General features: G+C 52.6%; 11 protein-coding genes. 5 read left to right on the top strand and 6 right to left on the bottom strand.

Annotated features, from left to right (window positions below; genetic code table 11):
• Window positions 1-127 precede the first annotated feature (127 nt).
• Window positions 128-1,021 (top strand): MaoC family dehydratase, encoded by an 894-nt coding sequence (locus EFO84_RS01655; protein ID WP_127346325.1) that lies wholly within the window; start codon window positions 128-130, stop codon window positions 1,019-1,021.
• Window positions 1,022-1,035: 14 nt separating this feature from the next.
• Here EFO84_RS01655 and EFO84_RS01650 read toward each other — a convergent pair whose 3' ends face one another.
• From EFO84_RS01650 to EFO84_RS01625, 6 genes are all read right to left on the bottom strand, one after another.
• On the bottom strand, window positions 1,036-3,570 hold the full coding sequence (locus EFO84_RS01650; RefSeq protein WP_127346324.1) for a penicillin acylase family protein: 2,535 nt from the start codon (window positions 3,568-3,570) through the stop codon (window positions 1,036-1,038).
• A 127-nt stretch (window positions 3,571-3,697) separates the two neighbouring features.
• Entirely contained in the window at window positions 3,698-4,114 is a 417-nt protein-coding gene (gene arfB, locus EFO84_RS01645; protein ID WP_127346323.1) for an alternative ribosome rescue aminoacyl-tRNA hydrolase ArfB, read from the bottom strand.
• The gene (recD, locus tag EFO84_RS01640; protein WP_127346322.1) at window positions 4,115-6,061 is read right to left on the bottom strand and encodes an exodeoxyribonuclease V subunit alpha; all 1,947 of its coding nucleotides are present in this window, start codon (window positions 6,059-6,061) and stop codon (window positions 4,115-4,117) included.
• On the bottom strand, window positions 6,061-9,804 hold the full coding sequence (recB, locus tag EFO84_RS01635) for an exodeoxyribonuclease V subunit beta (protein WP_127346321.1): 3,744 nt from the start codon (window positions 9,802-9,804) through the stop codon (window positions 6,061-6,063). Before recB ends, recD begins: the two co-directional genes overlap by 1 nt.
• Window positions 9,794-13,258, bottom strand: a complete 3,465-nt coding sequence (gene recC, locus EFO84_RS01630) for an exodeoxyribonuclease V subunit gamma (RefSeq protein ID WP_127346320.1) — start codon at window positions 13,256-13,258, stop codon at window positions 9,794-9,796. Before recC ends, recB begins: the two co-directional genes overlap by 11 nt.
• Before the next feature lie 83 nt (window positions 13,259-13,341).
• A complete protein-coding gene (locus EFO84_RS01625; RefSeq protein WP_127346319.1) occupies window positions 13,342-14,244 on the bottom strand; it encodes an META domain-containing protein in 903 nt (300 codons plus the stop codon).
• Between the two features lie 68 nt (window positions 14,245-14,312).
• Here EFO84_RS01625 and EFO84_RS01620 point away from each other — a divergent pair, with 68 nt between their 5' ends.
• From EFO84_RS01620 to EFO84_RS01605, 4 genes are all read left to right on the top strand, one after another.
• On the top strand, window positions 14,313-14,831 hold the full coding sequence (locus tag EFO84_RS01620; RefSeq protein ID WP_127346318.1) for a protein tyrosine phosphatase family protein: 519 nt from the start codon (window positions 14,313-14,315) through the stop codon (window positions 14,829-14,831).
• A gap of 70 nt (window positions 14,832-14,901) precedes the next feature.
• Window positions 14,902-15,828 carry an oxygen-dependent tRNA uridine(34) hydroxylase TrhO gene (trhO, locus tag EFO84_RS01615; protein WP_127346317.1) on the top strand — a complete coding sequence of 309 codons (927 nt, stop codon included), beginning with the start codon at window positions 14,902-14,904 and terminating at the stop codon, window positions 15,826-15,828.
• Window positions 15,829-15,946: 118 nt separating this feature from the next.
• Window positions 15,947-16,423, top strand: coding sequence for a Dps family protein (locus EFO84_RS01610; RefSeq protein ID WP_127346316.1), 477 nt, complete (start codon window positions 15,947-15,949; stop codon window positions 16,421-16,423).
• Between the two features lie 86 nt (window positions 16,424-16,509).
• The gene (locus EFO84_RS01605; RefSeq protein ID WP_127346315.1) at window positions 16,510-16,707 is read left to right on the top strand and encodes a DUF3185 family protein; all 198 of its coding nucleotides are present in this window, start codon (window positions 16,510-16,512) and stop codon (window positions 16,705-16,707) included.
• Window positions 16,708-16,726 lie beyond the last annotated feature (19 nt).

The raw sequence follows: 16,726 nt of genomic DNA, 5'->3' as shown, positions 1-16,726 counted from the left end.
TAGAGTCCGTGTACAATAGAGTTCCTTGATGCTAGCGATGATTGCCTGCTAAAGTCAAAATTATGTTATATTAGCCGTCATGTTGTCGGCCGTACGCGGTCGTAGGTAAGACCCGAGGGAATGCACCATGCAAACGGAACGTCCTATTGTATTACCCGCCTTGCCGGGCATGTTTTTCCGTTCATTGTTTACCGTTGCCCGCAGCGGCGAACATGTTGCCAGTGCCAGCGAGATGCGTGGCACCTTCAAATCGGCTGGTTTCAACAACGAGCAATTGCAGCGTTTTTCCCAAGCCTTTGGTGGTTTTATTAGCGACGTTCCGCTGACCATGATGTATTGCTTGGCGCAGCGCGTACATTTAGCACAAATGCTTGATGAGCAGTTTCCCTGGCCCGCGCCTGGTTTGGTGCATGTCAGCAATTCACTGCAACAGCATGCGCCCATACGCATCAATCAAGGTTTCACCATGCAGGCCACTATTCAGCTGCCAGCGCGCGGCCCTGCGGTCTCGGCACGGCGCTTACGGCCGCTGTTTGAAGTGGCGTTTTGGCAAGCTGACCAATTAGTAGCCAGTTGTACCAGCGAGTACCAAGTGCGGCCCAAAAACAGCCCGCCTCGATCAGCTAAAGCACGTGAACAAAAACAAGCAACCCCGCCTGGCGAGCAATGGCAACGCTTAGGCAGTTGGTCGCTCGACGGTGCTACCGGTCGCCAGTACGCGCGGCTTTCTGGTGATTTTAACCCGATTCACTTACACCCGCTGTTATCGCGCTGGTTTGGTTTTGATCAGCCGATCATTCATGGCATGTACATGGTGGCTCGCGCACAAGCTGAAATTGAGCGCCATAGCGGCCGCGCTATGCAACGTTTGGATGTTGAGTTTAAACGCCCAGTGGCGTTACCAGCGACGATTTGCTTGTGGCAACAGGCGGAACTAGATGGCGTGCAAGGTGGCTATCAGATCTGTGGCGCTGACGACCACCTGCAACGTTTAGAAGGTCACTTCAAACTATTTGCCTAACGGTTACTCGCGACTTAGTCGCGGGTTCCGGTCAGGTTAATTTCTTCAATGGTATTGGCATCAATATCAGCTTGCTGAAAATAAATATCACGCAATTGCGGCATACTTGAGTACAGCAAGGTCTGATCAATATAGTGATCAGAGGCGGTGTTTGATGACTGAGAATAGCTCAACAAACCCTGTGCTACTGGGCCTTCATCGGTAAACTCCATGGCGAACATCCAGCTTGAACCATAGGTAATATGGTAGCCACCAGCTGCTGCACTTAATGCCGAGCCGCTCAGCAATGGGTAGGTATGGCGCGGTAACAAGGTGCCATCGTTACCCATGTTGCTGCTGAACACGTTGAAACCACCTTCAATGTTGTTCGAACCACCCCAGGGTAATTTTTGTCCTGAGGCTTGACCATTTGGCAAGCTGCGCTCAACAAATTGCACTGAGCCCAGTGTGGCTGCAGGGTCAAGACCGGCATTAGTGATGCGCAATTGCGCGGTAGCAAATTGCTGTAGCACGGTATTATTTGCCGCTAGCGTATTTGGCGTGGTGGTTGGCTGTGCTGGGTCAAACGGCACCTGCCACTGGCGATTACGATTAAACTCGCTGGCAAATTCGCGGAACATCATGGCGCCCACTGAGTTTGGATTGTAGAGCCCATCCCAGGCGCCAATCGCGTCACAACCCGGCTTAATATTGACCTCTGCACCCGAACTCAAAGCGACTGGATTTTCGCCTTGCGCTTGGCAGTGTACTAATAGGTCAGCCAACACTTCTTCGGCGAGGAAGTTACGGTTACCCACTAAACGGTCAACCAAATCGGCCAAGGTAAAGCGGCCATCCACTGAGCCGCCTTCAGCCAGCATTTTCTGGCCCATACGCGAGCGCAGTGATTGCTGGTTACCCACGCGGCCGTACAGTGGCGATACCCCAGTGATAGGCGCATTCGGGTTACTTAACCAAAAGCTGTCGTTGGAGTTTTGCACAAAGTCGGTACGATCAAGTTTCGGCGCTTGAGCAAATGGCACTCGGCCATCAGGCAAGAAACGGCGCTCATCACCGGGGAAGATCGGCAAGCCGGCCTGCGTAGTGATGCCTTGATATAGCGGGTTAGCCGCCCAATCAGCTAGCTCCTGCGCACCAATGTTAGGTACTGATGAGCCGTCCACATAAAAGGCGTTACCGTCTTTATCCACCGCCATAGCGTTGTTGAAGATAATGCCACCGGCATGGTCCTCAAACGCTTGCTTGTATTCATTGATGTCGCCGGCGATATTGAGTTTGAACCAATGGTCCAGCACCTCAAAATTGGGTAAGTTGGCATCATGCAATGCGTAGGCCGCTTGACCACCGGTGAAATCGGTTCCCCACGGCAGCGCATTCGGCACCACAATGATTGGCCCAAACTCAGAGTGATAACTGCGACGTTGCAGCAAAGCACTTGAGTTAGCACCGGTACGCACCTCAATTTCATGCTCTTTACGGGTCATCGCAACCGGTTCGCCGTCCAGCATGTAATGGGTTGAGCTATCTGGCGCTAGCGTCAAACGGTGAATGGTGAAACGTGATGCGGTTGAGAAGGTATGGGTCCAGGCCACATTTTCGTTAAAGCCAATGTTCACAATACCTGGCATGCCTGACAACGAACCGCCCACCACCTTGAGATGGCCTGGCACTTCAATGCCAAACTGCCAAAAACGCTGATTACCTGAGTGCGGGAAGTGTGGGTTGGCAATTAGCATGCCTTGCCCGTTGGCACTCAAATCAGAGCCGATGGCCCAGCCATTTGATCCGGATTCAGTTGGGTTGGTGTCAATTTTATCGGGAATTTCGATAGCCAGATCAGACAGCTGCAAGGCCTCACCGGTGGCTTTATTGGTGGCAGCAGCTTGTTGCCCCGGCGGGATGGCTAGGAATAGTGGGCCAGTAAAGTTCGCCGCACCGGGCAACAGCGCCACGCCCTGTGCATAGGTCACCATATCGATTGGCGTGATCGGCTGCACCCACGGTTGATTGGCACAGGCGGGGTCGATATTTGCGACTCCGGTATCGGCTAAGTAGCGGTTATAACCAGCCACATAGCCAGTCACTACAGCTTGCGATTCTTCGCTGATTTGCGCAAAGCCAAGCTCTGCATTGGCACGAATACCCAGTGCTAAATAGCCAAAGTCGTTCAGTAAGTTATCTGAATCGCCTGAACCCGGTACACGGTCAGGGCCAAAATATTTCGACCGTTGCGAGTTAAATTTCACAATTTGGTCGGCCAAAATACAAATATTGTCACGAGCAAACGCATAACCCACACCGAAGCCGAGACTTTCCATGTTGTTGGCGGTGACATAAGGCACGCCGTAGTCGGTCCACTGAATGGTAGCGTCGAGCGCACCATTGGGAGCAAAGGCTACTAAGCCGGCTGGCGGTGGCGGTGGCGGCGGTGGGGTGACCCCAGTTTGCTCATCATTATCGCTGCCATCACAGCCAGCCAGCACCAAAGCGGTTGCTGCGGCAACGAGACTTACCTGCAGTGAGCGCTTAAACGAACGTTGTTCTGTCATAACTTCACCTGTTTATTGTTTGTTTTTATTTGCAATTATGTTTGCAAACTATATTGAGTATGGTCTCAAGCGTGGATACGGGCAAGGTCATTGAACTGATCAGAACCACGCTTCATCGACTAGTAGCCTATAAAGGCTTCTTGCGCATCGATTTGATATCGCTGCGCTGCTTTTTATGCTGAACACGGCGCTCTTTGCTGGCTTTGGTTGGGCGCGTAGCAATGCGCCGTTTGCGAGTAATGGTCACACTTTTCAGCAACTCAATAAATTGCGCTAGTGCGCTCTCACGATTGGTTAATTGGCTGCGTGATTCTTGGCATTTAATGATGATTTTACCGCTTTGGGTGATGCGGTGGTCGGCCTTCGTCAACAGCCGTTGCTGATACAATTCAGGCAAACTAGAAGCGCGAATATCAAAGATTAATTGTGCAGCAGTAGAGACCTTATTGACGTTCTGACCGCCTGCCCCGCTTGAACGAATAAATTGCCACTCTAGTTCGTTTTCATCAATGCTGAGCTGATCGGTAATCACTAGCTGGGCCATTTAGCTCTGCTCCTCGCCGTCAGCAATCAATCCGCCAACCCGGTCCACACGTTTTTGCACCGTGCGAATAATCACCTCCGGTTTGGCAGCAATCAGAGTGAGCTGTTCGCGGGCACGAGTGACTCCGGTATACAGCAATTCTTTGCTCAGCACCGGGGTATCGTATTCCGGCAGCACGACGAGGGTATGGGTAAATTCTGAGCCCTGTGACTTATGCACGGTCATGGCATAAACCGTCTCATAATGACTTAAGCGACTAGGCAGCAGCCACCGAATGCCTTGGTGTTGATCAAAAAATGCCACCCGCAATGGCGCTTGCTCACTGACCTGAAGGGCAATACCAATATCGCCATTACGCAGATCACTATTGTAGTCGTTGCGCGTCACCATGATCGGGCGGCCATGGTACCAGCTACTGTCTTGCTGTGGGTGTAACCAGCTCTTAATGACCTGATTAAGATGATGCATACCCCATTCACCATGATTGACCGCGGTCAGTACTTGAAACTGGCTGAACTGATGCAATAACGCCCGGGCCCAGTCATCATGGCCCTGACTATCGCCAGTAGCAGGCGCAGCGAGCAATTGCAGAAAGCCCTGCATGCCTTGCTGAACTAATTGCCGCACGCTGGCGCTGTGCCACTGCGGCGGGCTGAGAAAGCGAATATTGGCAAACTGCGGTGCCGACGGTTGGCCACTTTGTTGCTGCTGTAACCATTGGCTCAACCAATCGGTGCGCTGCTGGTTGATTTCTGCAGCCAACTTGCCAATACCCTGTTCGGCATCGAAGCGACGGCTTTCACGCAGCATTACGGTATGCTGATGATACTGCGCACTGGCCAACAGGTTTTGTTGCGGCTGCGCACTTACCGAACTGGGCAGTGGCTGCGCAGTAACCTGTTGCAGCCACTGTACCAGCTCAGCGTTGTAGTTGCCGAGCTCGGCATCGCGGCATAACTGGCCTAAAATTGCACCAGCGCCAACCGAGGCTAATTGGTCTTTATCGCCCAATAAAATCAAACTGGTATGAGCCGGTAACGCATCGAGTAACGCCGCCATCATTTCGATATCGATCATCGATGCTTCATCGACAATCACCACATCGGCAAGCAGTGGATTCGCTGCATTACGTTTAAAGAACCGTGACTGCGGCTGACTGCCCAAGAGCCGATGCAACGTGACCGCACTGGCATCGAGATCAGCGAGGCGACTATCGAATTTGATCATCGCGGCGAGTTCTTTACTGATTGATTCGGTCATGCGCGCGGCGGCCTTTCCGGTCGGCGCCGCCAACTTCACCTGTAACGGCTGATGGCCTTTATGCAGCTGAAATAAGGTTGCTAACAGCCGCACCACGGTATAGGTCTTGCCAGTACCGGGGCCGCCGGTGATGATACTAAAGCCACTGCGCACGGCCATGGCACAAGCCAGCTTCTGCCAGCTGAAACTGGTACCAAACAATTGCTGTAATACCCGCCGTAATTTGTCGCTATCACGTTGCGGCTGACGCTGCATGCGGCGCGCTAAATCGCTCTTGATAGCTTGCTCATAGCGCCAATAGCGGCGTAAATAAAGCCTTTCATGGGCGACCCAAGCGAGTGGCGCATGGTCCGCTTTGCGAGTCGCCTGAGCGCTCGCTAAGGTCTGTTGTAGCTCGACTAGACTCAGCGATGCCATGAGCTGCTGCGGGCGCGGACAAAGCTGCAAACTCTCGGCGCTGGCAAACTCCGGCGGTAACTGTAAGTAGTTATCACTATCGTGGTGCAACAGCGTCACGTCTAAGCACGGGTGGCCACGTCCCAGCTGATGACTGGCTAAACCAGCCAATAGTGCCACCCAGTCAGTATCCTGAGGGCTGTTGCTGGCAATAAATTGGGCAAATTGCACATCGAGAGCTCTGATCCAGCCGTGTTGTTGCCACAGTCGAAGCACTTGCATGGCGTGCATTAGTATTGCTCCTCTGACGGGCTTGGCGAGGTCAACGGCTGGCCCTCGAACAACGCCGATAACTGTTCAATCAACTGCCGCGGCGGACGCTCACAATAGGCCCCAGCGCTGGTGTGCTGATAGCCACGCATAAACAAGTACACCGCCCCACCCACATGCTGATCGTAGTCGTACTGTTCACCTAACCGAGCTTGGAGTAATTTATGCAGTGCCACTAAATAAATCACGTACTGCAAGTCATAGCGGCTGGCTAGCATTTTATCGCGCAGGGCATCGGCATGGTAACTGCTGCTGTCTGGGCCTAAATAATTGGATTTATAATCGAGCACGTAATAACGCCCTTGATGCTCAAATAATAAGTCAATAAAGCCCTTTAACATGCCATTTAGCTGCTTCGGCTGTAATGCCGGACGGCTGCTGCCGGGGTGAATAAAGCGCCCGACCAGCTCATCAATGGCGCGGGTATCCACCTTATCGGCAACAAACCAAAACTCCGGCTCAGCTTGATACCGGCGCAACTGCGCCAAACTCACACGCTGTTGATCGGGAAGGCTAAAATTCAGTGCTAAAAAGTCGTTCAACCAGCTGCTTAAGGTTGCTAAATAGGGCTGCCATTGCGGCGCGGCGCAAACCGTGGCGAGTAACTGCTGTTGCCGTGTTGGCTCCGCGGCCACCACCGCAAAACCCTCAACGGCGGCGGCTTCCAGCAGGTTATGCAACAAGGTGCCAGGCTCTGCGCCTTTGGCGAAACTATGGATGGTATTGGGCGCTGGGTATGCTGCCGATGGGAGCGTGGCCAGGCTATCGGTGCTGTGTTGTTCTTCGAGCAAATTTGCGCTGTCAGCATCATCGACTGCCAGCGCGGTATTATTATAATTTGAGGCACTATAGGTTAGCGCACTGTAACTACTCACCCACCACGGTTCGAACTGATGCTGAGCAGGCATGGCGCAGCTCAGCTCAACAGTGGATTTGGTACCCGCGTAATCGTTATAGCGTTGTACTGTGGTGCTGCTTGCGACGCTTTGCGCCGGTGCCTTACTAAGTGCCAGAAGCTGGTCAATGGTGCTGCCCTTGGCGTTGATTTGGCCACTGGCGAGGTAGCTTAAGGCCGAGGCAGGCCATTCTTTGAAATTGGCCAAGCCAATAAACGTCGCGTATTGTGCGCGGGTGACCGCCACATACAGCTTGCGCAGATCTTCTGCCAGGCGCTCACGGTCGGCTTGTGCATAAGCCTCGCTATCATCCTTGCTGAACACTAACCGCAGCTGGCCGTGCTCATCGTGATAACGCGCCGGTAGCCGCAGGCGGTAATCCGGCCCTTGGCAATAACTCACAAACGGCAAGAATACTAGCGGATACTGCAAGCCCTTAGATTTATGAATAGTGATCACCTGCACCAATTTGCTATCACTTTCTAAGCGCACTTGTTGCTCTTCGCTATCGGTGCGATTGCCATCGCTTTTGCAGGCTTCAATATGTTCATCCAGATAGCGCAGCAGGCCGGCCATACCCTCAACTTGGCGTAACTGTTGTTGCAGTAACTCAGCCAGATGCAAGGCATCGGTGAGCATGCGCTCGCCCTGATCAACATCATCTAGCAACCGCGCTGGTACGGAAAAATCATGGTACAGCCGCTGTAACATGGCTAACACGCCCTGGCGCTGCCAGCACTGGTGATACTGCACAAATTGGTCCGCGCGCTGGTCCCAACTGCGCTCATCTTGTTTCAGTTGTTCAAGTTCCGCCAAGCTTAATTGCACTAACTCGGTGGCCAGTGCCGCACGCAATAACTGTGGATCACGGGGGCTGGCACAGGCGCGCAAAATAATCAGTAAATCTCGGGCTAACGGCCCAGCGAACACCGAGTCGCGGTCAGATAAATACACCGATGGGATCTGCCGTTTACGCAACGCGGCACGGATCACCCGCGCTTCACTACCGCTATTAACTAACACCGCCATGTCAGCCGGTAGCACGCGTTTCAGTTCACCATCGGCATTGACAAAACCGGTATCCCCAGCGTTCAGCAGCGTCGCCATTTGTTCGGCACAATGCTCTGCTAGGCGCTCTAATAAGGTGTCTTTGTTGGCCTTGTCGCTGTCACTATCGGCAAACCATTGCAGTGCAGGAGCCGGCTGGCCGGCGACCTGCCAGTGGCGTTTCAGACCGTGAGCAGCCACCTCAATAAAGGGCACCGGATCGTCCTCCGGTTGTTTGAATAAAAACGCCCCAGCCGGATAATCGTTAGCGGGTAAAAACAGCCCATTACTGGCAGCAACCATGGCCTCAGTCGAACGATAATTCACTGCTAAGGTGTAGTGACGCGGGCTAGTATCACGGCGCGCCTGTAAATAGGTATAAATATCGGCATTACGAAACGAATAGATGGCCTGCTTAGGGTCACCAATCAAGAAGATACCGGTATCCGGATAGGGCTGCGCCAGGCGATAAATGGCATTAAAAATCGCATATTGAGTGGGGTCGGTATCCTGAAACTCATCGATCATGGCGACTGGAAACTGCTGCCGGATCAACTCCGCCAAACGCGCACCATGGCGCCCCTGTAACGCTTGTTGCAAGCGTATCAACATATCATCAAAGCCAATTTCTGCGCGTTGCGCTTGCAGCTCGCCAAAGCGTTGTTGTAACCACCACGCGGCATGTTCAAGCACACCGTTGGCGTAGTCAGGCAGCTGTGTGTAGGCCTGCTGTAATTCAGCTAACTGCTGCCACAGCGGCAATTGCAACAGCGGGTCATCGTGGCGGGGCTGTTTCAATGCAGCAAATAGCCCGTCATGACTTAACCGTGACCATGCCGCTGGCGGTAACACTGGAAGCACCGTGGCCGTCGCTTGTTGCTGGTCAGCAGCAATACTGGTCGCCCACTCACGCAAGGCATAAAACCAAGGCTCTCCCCAGCTGCGGCGAAATTTATTGCCGTTCAGCGCTTTACTCTGCCAATACTGCTCTAACTGTTGCCAAGCCTGCTCCACCCACTGTAACCAGGGTAAGCCGTGAAAATTTTCAATCAGCACTTGTTCAGCCTGCTGATAACGGTCGAGCAGCTGGGTCGGCGTCGGCATTGTCTGCAATGAAGCCGTTGACGAGCTGCTGAGGGTGATCAGTGGACGCAGTTTTTGATACAAGTTGGCCGGGTTTTGTAATAGCTCGAGCAAGCGCTGATAGCGCTGCCATTGGTTCTCAGCGAGCAGTGATACATGGTTACGCCAATAATCGCGGGCCAAACTTAACCATTGTTGCTTACTATCGGTGTTGAGCTGCTGGGTAAATAGGCTGCCGCTGGCAAATGCATGCTCACGGAGCATACGGTTACACCAACCGTGGATGGTATGCACCGCTGCTTCATCCATGGCCTGTGCAGCATCTTCAAGCTGCTGTGCTAACAGCGGCCACTGCTGTTGGTCAGGGTAATCGTCCGCCAATTGCTGCAGTAGTGGATCGGGGTCGGCTAAGTGTCCGCGGAAAAATCGTGCTGCCTCACTTAAGCGCGCCCGAATGCGATCACGCAATTCTTCGGTAGCCGCTTCGGTAAAAGTCACCACCAATAATTCATTGGGCTGCAACGGCCGCCCAAAACGCTGATCAGCACTGCCATGATTAAGCACTAGGCGCACATACAGCGCCGCAATGGTATAGGTTTTGCCGGTCCCCGCACTGGCTTCAATTAAGCGACTATGGTGAAGCGGAAAGCGCAGCGCTTGCAGGGTCTCAATGCTCATTCGCAGCCTCCTCGGCGGCGGCTTGCTCAGCCTGTCGCACCAGCAAAGTGCGATACGCGGCACGCACTAGCGGCCGATACAATTGCTGCGCTAGCTGGTGGTAGTCTGTTTGCGCAACCAACTCGGCATAGCTCGGATAGAAACGCGCCAAATACGGTACATTAAGCCGATGCGGTGGTCTGAAATAACTACCGTCATCGAAGAATTCAGCACTCTTGCTGGCGCCATCGGCGTTGGGCTGCTCGCTGGCAATGAACTCTACGGCTTTGCTGTAATTGCTTTGCCAAGCCTGATAAACCGTTTCAAAATCAACCGCCAACGGCCGTTGATAACCTTGTAGAACCCAGCCCAACAAGCGCTCTAGGTAATCCTGTGCCAGTGCTTTTGCCATCACCGGAAACTCAATACAGCCCGGCATACCAATCACCACCGTATGCGCCGGTTGCGCGCAATTCAGCACCACATGCTGCAACCACTCGAGTAAAACTTTGCCTAACTTGGTGGCCTTTACGTTGCCATCGTCGCTGATCTTGCTGGCAGATACTCGTAACAGTAGCCATTCACCGGCACTATTGGTGCGCACCCCAGTTAGACTATCCTGCAACAGCAATTGCTGCTCTAACTCCGGCACATGCATACTGTGCGTAATGGTTTGTGCTGAGAGTTCGTGCGGAAAGGCCTGCAACCAGTGTTGTAACTGCTGCTGTACCTGTTCTAAATCAGTAAACAGCTGCTTGCTCAATAATACCCCAGCCGCACCGGTCGGCAGTTGCCCTTGTCGTTGTAAATTCTGCAAGCGACTGGTAGCGGCGGCGCGCCAGTCGGTAGCGGTGTCGGTCTGCGTCATCAGGCTAAACAGCTGCTGCAATAACGGCGCCTTTAATTGCCACTGCTGCAAGCCATTGAGTACCAGCGCCTCATCGTCTTGGGCACGCAACTGCTGCTGTTGAAAATATACCGAGAAGCGCTGATTAAACAGCAAGCGTGCTGGCTCGCGTAAAAAATCAGCCAACTGCTTCAAGCTCAGTGGAGTCTCTGGCAGCCACGGGGGTAATTGCGTCGCGGTATCCGCTAGCCATTGTTGGTGTGCGCGCTGCCATTCATGGGCGTAACTGAACAGCTGCTGATGGTGCGGCTGTTGGGTTTGAAAATAATCCGCATGAAAGGGTTGCATACGATGTTCTTGCACTAGGTCATCCGCGCCCCAGCCCAAGCTGAGATGCTCCAATAACTGGCTCAGCAGAACCGATGGCGGGCGCGGGCTGTTATCGCGAATACTGCGCCCCTGCCAACTGAGATAAAATTGCTGTCGCGCTGATAACAGTGCTTCAAGGAATAAATAGCGATCATCATCACGACGAGAACGGTCACCCGGCTGATAATCGCTCGCCATCAAATCGAAGTCGTAGGGCTTTTGACTGCGCGGATAATCGCCGTCGTTCATACCCAATAAGCACACCAGCCGAAACGGAATCGCTCGCATCGGCATCAAGGTGGCAAAATTCACACTGCCGGCTAAAAAGCGTTGCTGTAATTGTGGTTGATCCAGTTGTGCCAGCCAGCTTTCTTGCACCACGGTGCGTGGCAGTGGTTGCTGATAACCGGCGTCATGACAGCATTGGGCAAAGTGTTGTAGCTGCTGTTGTAGCTGCGCTAACAGCAGCACATCAGCATCATCACTGGCGCTAAAAAAGTCAGCTAATAGCTGCTGTAGTAGCTGCAGCCATTGCGCTGCGGTGTACGACTGCTCGAGACGTTGATAGTACTCCTGTAAGCTGTCAAGCAGTTGTGCCAATGCCCCAACCGATGCCGCCTCTAAGCCACCCACTTCGGCAAAGGGTACAATGCCATGCCAAGCCTCATCATCGTGTTCGGGCTGACCAATGGCATAGCCCAATAGCATGCGCTGAAGACCAAAGTGCCACGTATGCAAGCCCTGATTAGCCGCAATACCTAACTGCTGCCGATGCTCGGCGTTGAGGCCCCAACGAACACCAGCGGCGTAGATCCACTGCTGTAACAGCGGCAATTGCTCGGCGCTTAAGCCAAAGCGTTGCTGCAACGCCGGCACTTGCAGCAAGTCGAGTACGTCGCTCATACTCATGCGCCCTTGACGAACGGTGAGTACTTGCTCCAAAGAGATTAACAGCGGATTGCGATTGCGCTGGCCCTGGTCGGCTAAGGTGTATGGAATGTAACGCGGGTCATCGCGGTCAACCCGGCCAAAAACCGCCTCAATATGCGCGGCATAGTCATCGATATTAGGCACCATCACCATAATATCGCGTGGCTTCAAACTGCTATCGGCGGCAAAAGCGGCGAGTAGATGATCATGTAAAATCTCCACTTCGCGCTGAGCGCTGTGGGCGCATTTGACCAATAACGAATCATCTGCACTGTCATAGCGTGGCCAATGCTGCTGGGTTTCGCCTAAATCGCGTAAATTCAGAATATCGTCTTGTAGCTGTTGCAGCAGATTCTGTGGCTCGGGCGATTCAAACAAGTCAAAGTTGAGTTCATTAAAATGCGCAGCCTTCAGCCGCGTTTCATCAAACACATCCAACAACCGAATGTAGTCGCGGCCTTGCTTTCCCCAGGCCGCTAGCAATGGATGACCGCTGACATGCAGCTGTTCTAAGCTGATAGTTGGCGCCATACCCGGTTTAAACGCGCGGCGCTTTTCAACAATATCAGCCCAGTGATATTGGCTGGGGTTATGCACACACAGCACCACCTGACAGCAGCCTTTGAGAGCATCAAGTAATTGCAGAATTTGCTGCGGTAAGCTGGAGATACCAAAGACTATAATACGTGGCGGTACACCTGCAGGTCGGGTGGCTGGTGTCAGTTGTTGCGCTGCGTCAATAAAGGCTTGATGTAAACTCGCCCGGTTATTCCAGCGCGCCGCACCAACGTCGCCCATAACCACCCGCCACAACGCCGGTTGCCAGGCATTGTCGCCACTGGCTGGATGGTCCTCGCCAGCCGCCCAAGCAGCCAGCCACTGCGGCCGATACATTTGGTACTGGTCGTAAAGGTCGGCCAGGCGTTCTGCCAGTTGGTAGAGTTTGCGCTGATCGGTATCGTCGGCAACATAATCACGCAGTGGTTCAAAGCGCGGGTCGGCCAATTGACTGGGCAATAATCGCATCAGCCGCCAGACCAAGCGGTTTTTATCGAAGGGTGAGCTGGTCGGTAAATCCTGACCGAGTACAGCGCGGTAAAGTTGCCATTGCAAGCGCGCCGGCAGCGTCACCTGCAGCATCGCGGCAATGCCGACCTGTTGGGCCAAATTAATCTTTAACCACTGGGCAATACCATTGGATTGCACCAATACAGTCTCGGTAGCGAGCGGGTCGAGAGGATAGTTCCGTGTGAGACGCACCACCAAATCGGTCAGTTCCTCTAACCTATGGCTGTGCGCAACTATAAATCCTGGGGTTAATTCACTCATTGCTAGTCCTCTCCGTGCATGGCTTCATCCTACCCAAACATGCACGTTCAGACTAGCAACGATTTGCGACAGAATGTGTCGCGTTAAGCTTTCGGCGCGCTAGTTTTTTCCAACACTAACAATTCAGCACCGCGTGGGTGCAGTTGTAACCGCCCATCAGCATCAAAACTAAATTGTTCAACCTCTAAAAGCTGACGTAAAAAGTCGTGTTCAGCCGCCATGACTTCCGTTTCACAGGCCTTGCGGGTAATCGCTAGCGGGTCAAAAGCAAAGATTTCTGGGCTAAGCTGGTAGCTACCGCGAAAATTGTTGCAGCCAGTAAATCCAGTGACCGAGTTGTCGCTACCGAATTGCAGCAGCGGCCGCGTAGCATCGCTAAAATTGCCGACTAACTGCCAGTTGGAGCCGGCGAGTAAGCGCTGACTATCGCCAGCACAGCCGACTAGCTGCTCATCGCCGCGGCTATAGCGTGCTTGGTAAGGATAATAACGCCCGCTCATGCTATCCACACAATGACGCGCTGTCAGTTCCACCGCGTGCCCTTTGGCATCGTGTAGTAGCCATTGGCGTGGCGTGGTATCACGGGTTTCTTGCAGGCTCAATTCGGTACTGCTGAGTTGCCAGCTTGGCTCATTACCGCGAGCCGTAAACTCACTCGGCAGGTGGCCATCTAAAATACATAATGGCAGCGCGTTACCTTGTTGGTTAAAGGTCGCCTCATGGCCTTTGCTCCAAAATTCCACCTGCTGATCGGCACTAACGTAACGGGTACCCGATGCCGCAGAGGTAGCCACTAAGCGAAAGGTAGTGCCATCTTGCAGCACATCGATGGACTCCGAGCCCATGTCGGTCACCATGATAGGTTGTGCACCACAATGATAGACCCATTGCTGCGGTTGCGCTGGCTCGCTGTCACAGCCAGCAACGGTCAAGGCCACAGCTGCGATAGCTAGGCACTGGGCAAAAGCCATTGGTTTAACTTGCATCGTACAAAAACTCCGCTCAAGATGATGACCATAGTCCGGACAATTTACTACGAAGCGAAAAAATTGCCATGAAACAACTGACGTTTACATTACTTTTACTGAGTCTAACACTAGTACCGATCAGCGCTTATGCGCAAGTCTCCGATTCGACCATCACGGATTTATCAACGCTGGAGAATTTTAAACGCGGCAGCGCGCATTTAAGCGCGGCTCAGCCAAGTGCCGAACATCTGCAGTTGTTGGCGCGCCAAGGTGTCACCGCCGTTATTAACTTTCGTGATGATGCACTGCCAGAAGAGGCTAGTTGGGCTACTTCGGCGGGCATGGCCTATTACCATATTCCAGTGAGCGGTGGTGATCAGTTGAGCCGTGAAAATGTCGCGCAGTTAGATCAGGTATTGCGTGCTCTTGACGGCCAGCAGGCACTTTTGCATTGCTCCAGTGGCAATCGTGCAGCCGCGATGCTGACCCTGCATGCCGCCTGGTATCAGGGTGCTGATGCCGAGCAGGCGCTGGCAATAGGCCAGCATCATGGGCTTGACAGCGAGGCTCTATTACAACGCTTGCAGGAGCTGCTCAAACCATAATTTCATGCTAAACTATGGGCGCAATTTTTGACCTCGGATTTGCGATCCGAACCGCCAAAAGGAACAACTGATGTATATTTGCGCCGCACTCTATAAGTTTGTGGAACTCAATGATTTTGCCGAGTACCGCGAGCCACTCTACCAATGTTTAATTGATAACGCCGTCAAAGGCACTCTGCTATTGGCCCGTGAAGGCATTAACGGCACCATTTGTGGCACCCGCGATGGCATAGACCAGGTGCTCACATTTTTGCGCTCACGTCCAGAATTTGCTGATCTCGAGCACAAAGAGTCACCCAGCGCCAGCCAAGCCTTTTACCGCACTAAAGTGAAGCTGAAAAAAGAAATCGTCACTATGGGTGTGGATTGGGTCGACCCGAAAAATATCGTCGGCACCTATGTTGAGGCCAAAGACTGGAACGCGTTGATTCGTGACCCAGAGGTATTACTGATTGATACCCGTAACAATTACGAGTTTGCGGTGGGAACCTTTGAGGGGGCGATCAACCCCTGTACCGACAGCTTCCGGGAATTCCCCGAGTACGTGCAGCAGCACCTAGACCCAAGCAAACACAAAAAAGTCGCAATGTTCTGCACCGGTGGTATTCGTTGTGAAAAATCCACTGCGTATTTAAAACAGCAAGGCTTTGACGAGGTCTATCACCTCAAAGGCGGCATTTTAAAATACCTCGAAGAAATGCCCGAGCAGGACAGTACCTGGCAGGGTGATTGCTTTGTATTTGACCAGCGCGTCACCGTTCGTCATGGCTTAGTGCAAGGTGACTATGATCAGTGTTATGCCTGTCGCATGCCAATCACCGCAGACGAAATGGCTTCAGAGCACTATGTTAAAGGCGTCAGTTGCCCACATTGTCACGATAAAACCAGCGCTGAGCAGAAGGCGCGTTTTGCCGAACGCGAGAAGCAAATCCAGCTCGCCAAACAGCGCGGTGAAGAGCATATTCGCGACGGTAAACTGGAGCAATTTGCCCGTTGAGCGGGTTCAATAGCCTCACCCGATAGTCGCAATCGCCTTAATTTGTTGGTTTTTTGACCTTGAAAATGGGGATAATGTCCCCATATTTAATTCAAACCACAACGACAAGGAGTGCTCTATGCAACAACTTAATGTGATTGGTCTGCAACAGAAGTCGGCTGGCGAGCTCGCGACTAAGCTCAATAAATTGCTAGCCAACTATCAGATCTTCTATATGAACGTGCGTGGCTTTCACTGGAACGTGAAAGGTAAAGAGTTTTTCCAGCTGCATGCCAAGTTTGAAGAAACCTACAATGATCTGCTGATGAAGGTAGACGAAGTGGCAGAACGTATTCTGACCCTTGGTCAGCGTCCACAGCACGCCTATTCAACCTACATTGAAAACAGCGACATTGTTGAAGAGAAAGATGTTCGCGATGGCGCGGCGTGTGTCAAAGCCATTTTGGATAGCTATCAAGTGATCATTAAATTGCAGCGCGAAATCCTCGATATTGCCAATACCGAAGGCGATGAAGGTACCGCAAGCTTGATGAGTGATTACATTAAGGCACAAGAAAAAACTGCCTGGATGCTGAACGCTTATCTTGGTCACTAAACAATTTGTTGTAGCCAATAGCTATTTCTTTGTTATGCTGAGTGGGTAGTAACCAAACCATAACAGTCATAACAAGGAAATACGCGATGAACAAAATGATCGGAATTGTGCTTTTGGTCGCCGGCGCTATCTTGCTGTACTTCGGTTGGGAAGCTTATAACTCAACGGCCTCAGATGTCACCCGAGCGGTCACCGGTGAACCCACCGACAACGCTATGTGGTATTTGATTGGCGGTGCAGCAGCGGTGCTGATTGGCCTCTATGGCACCATTAAAGGCAAGTAATACGCTGAATATATGATCA

Source organism: Pseudidiomarina mangrovi (genome assembly GCF_003999375.1).
GTDB classification, from domain to species: Bacteria; Pseudomonadota; Gammaproteobacteria; order Enterobacterales; family Alteromonadaceae; genus Pseudidiomarina; species Pseudidiomarina mangrovi.
Note: the sequence above shows the minus strand (reverse complement) of the source record. Positions and strands in the feature narration are given on the sequence as shown.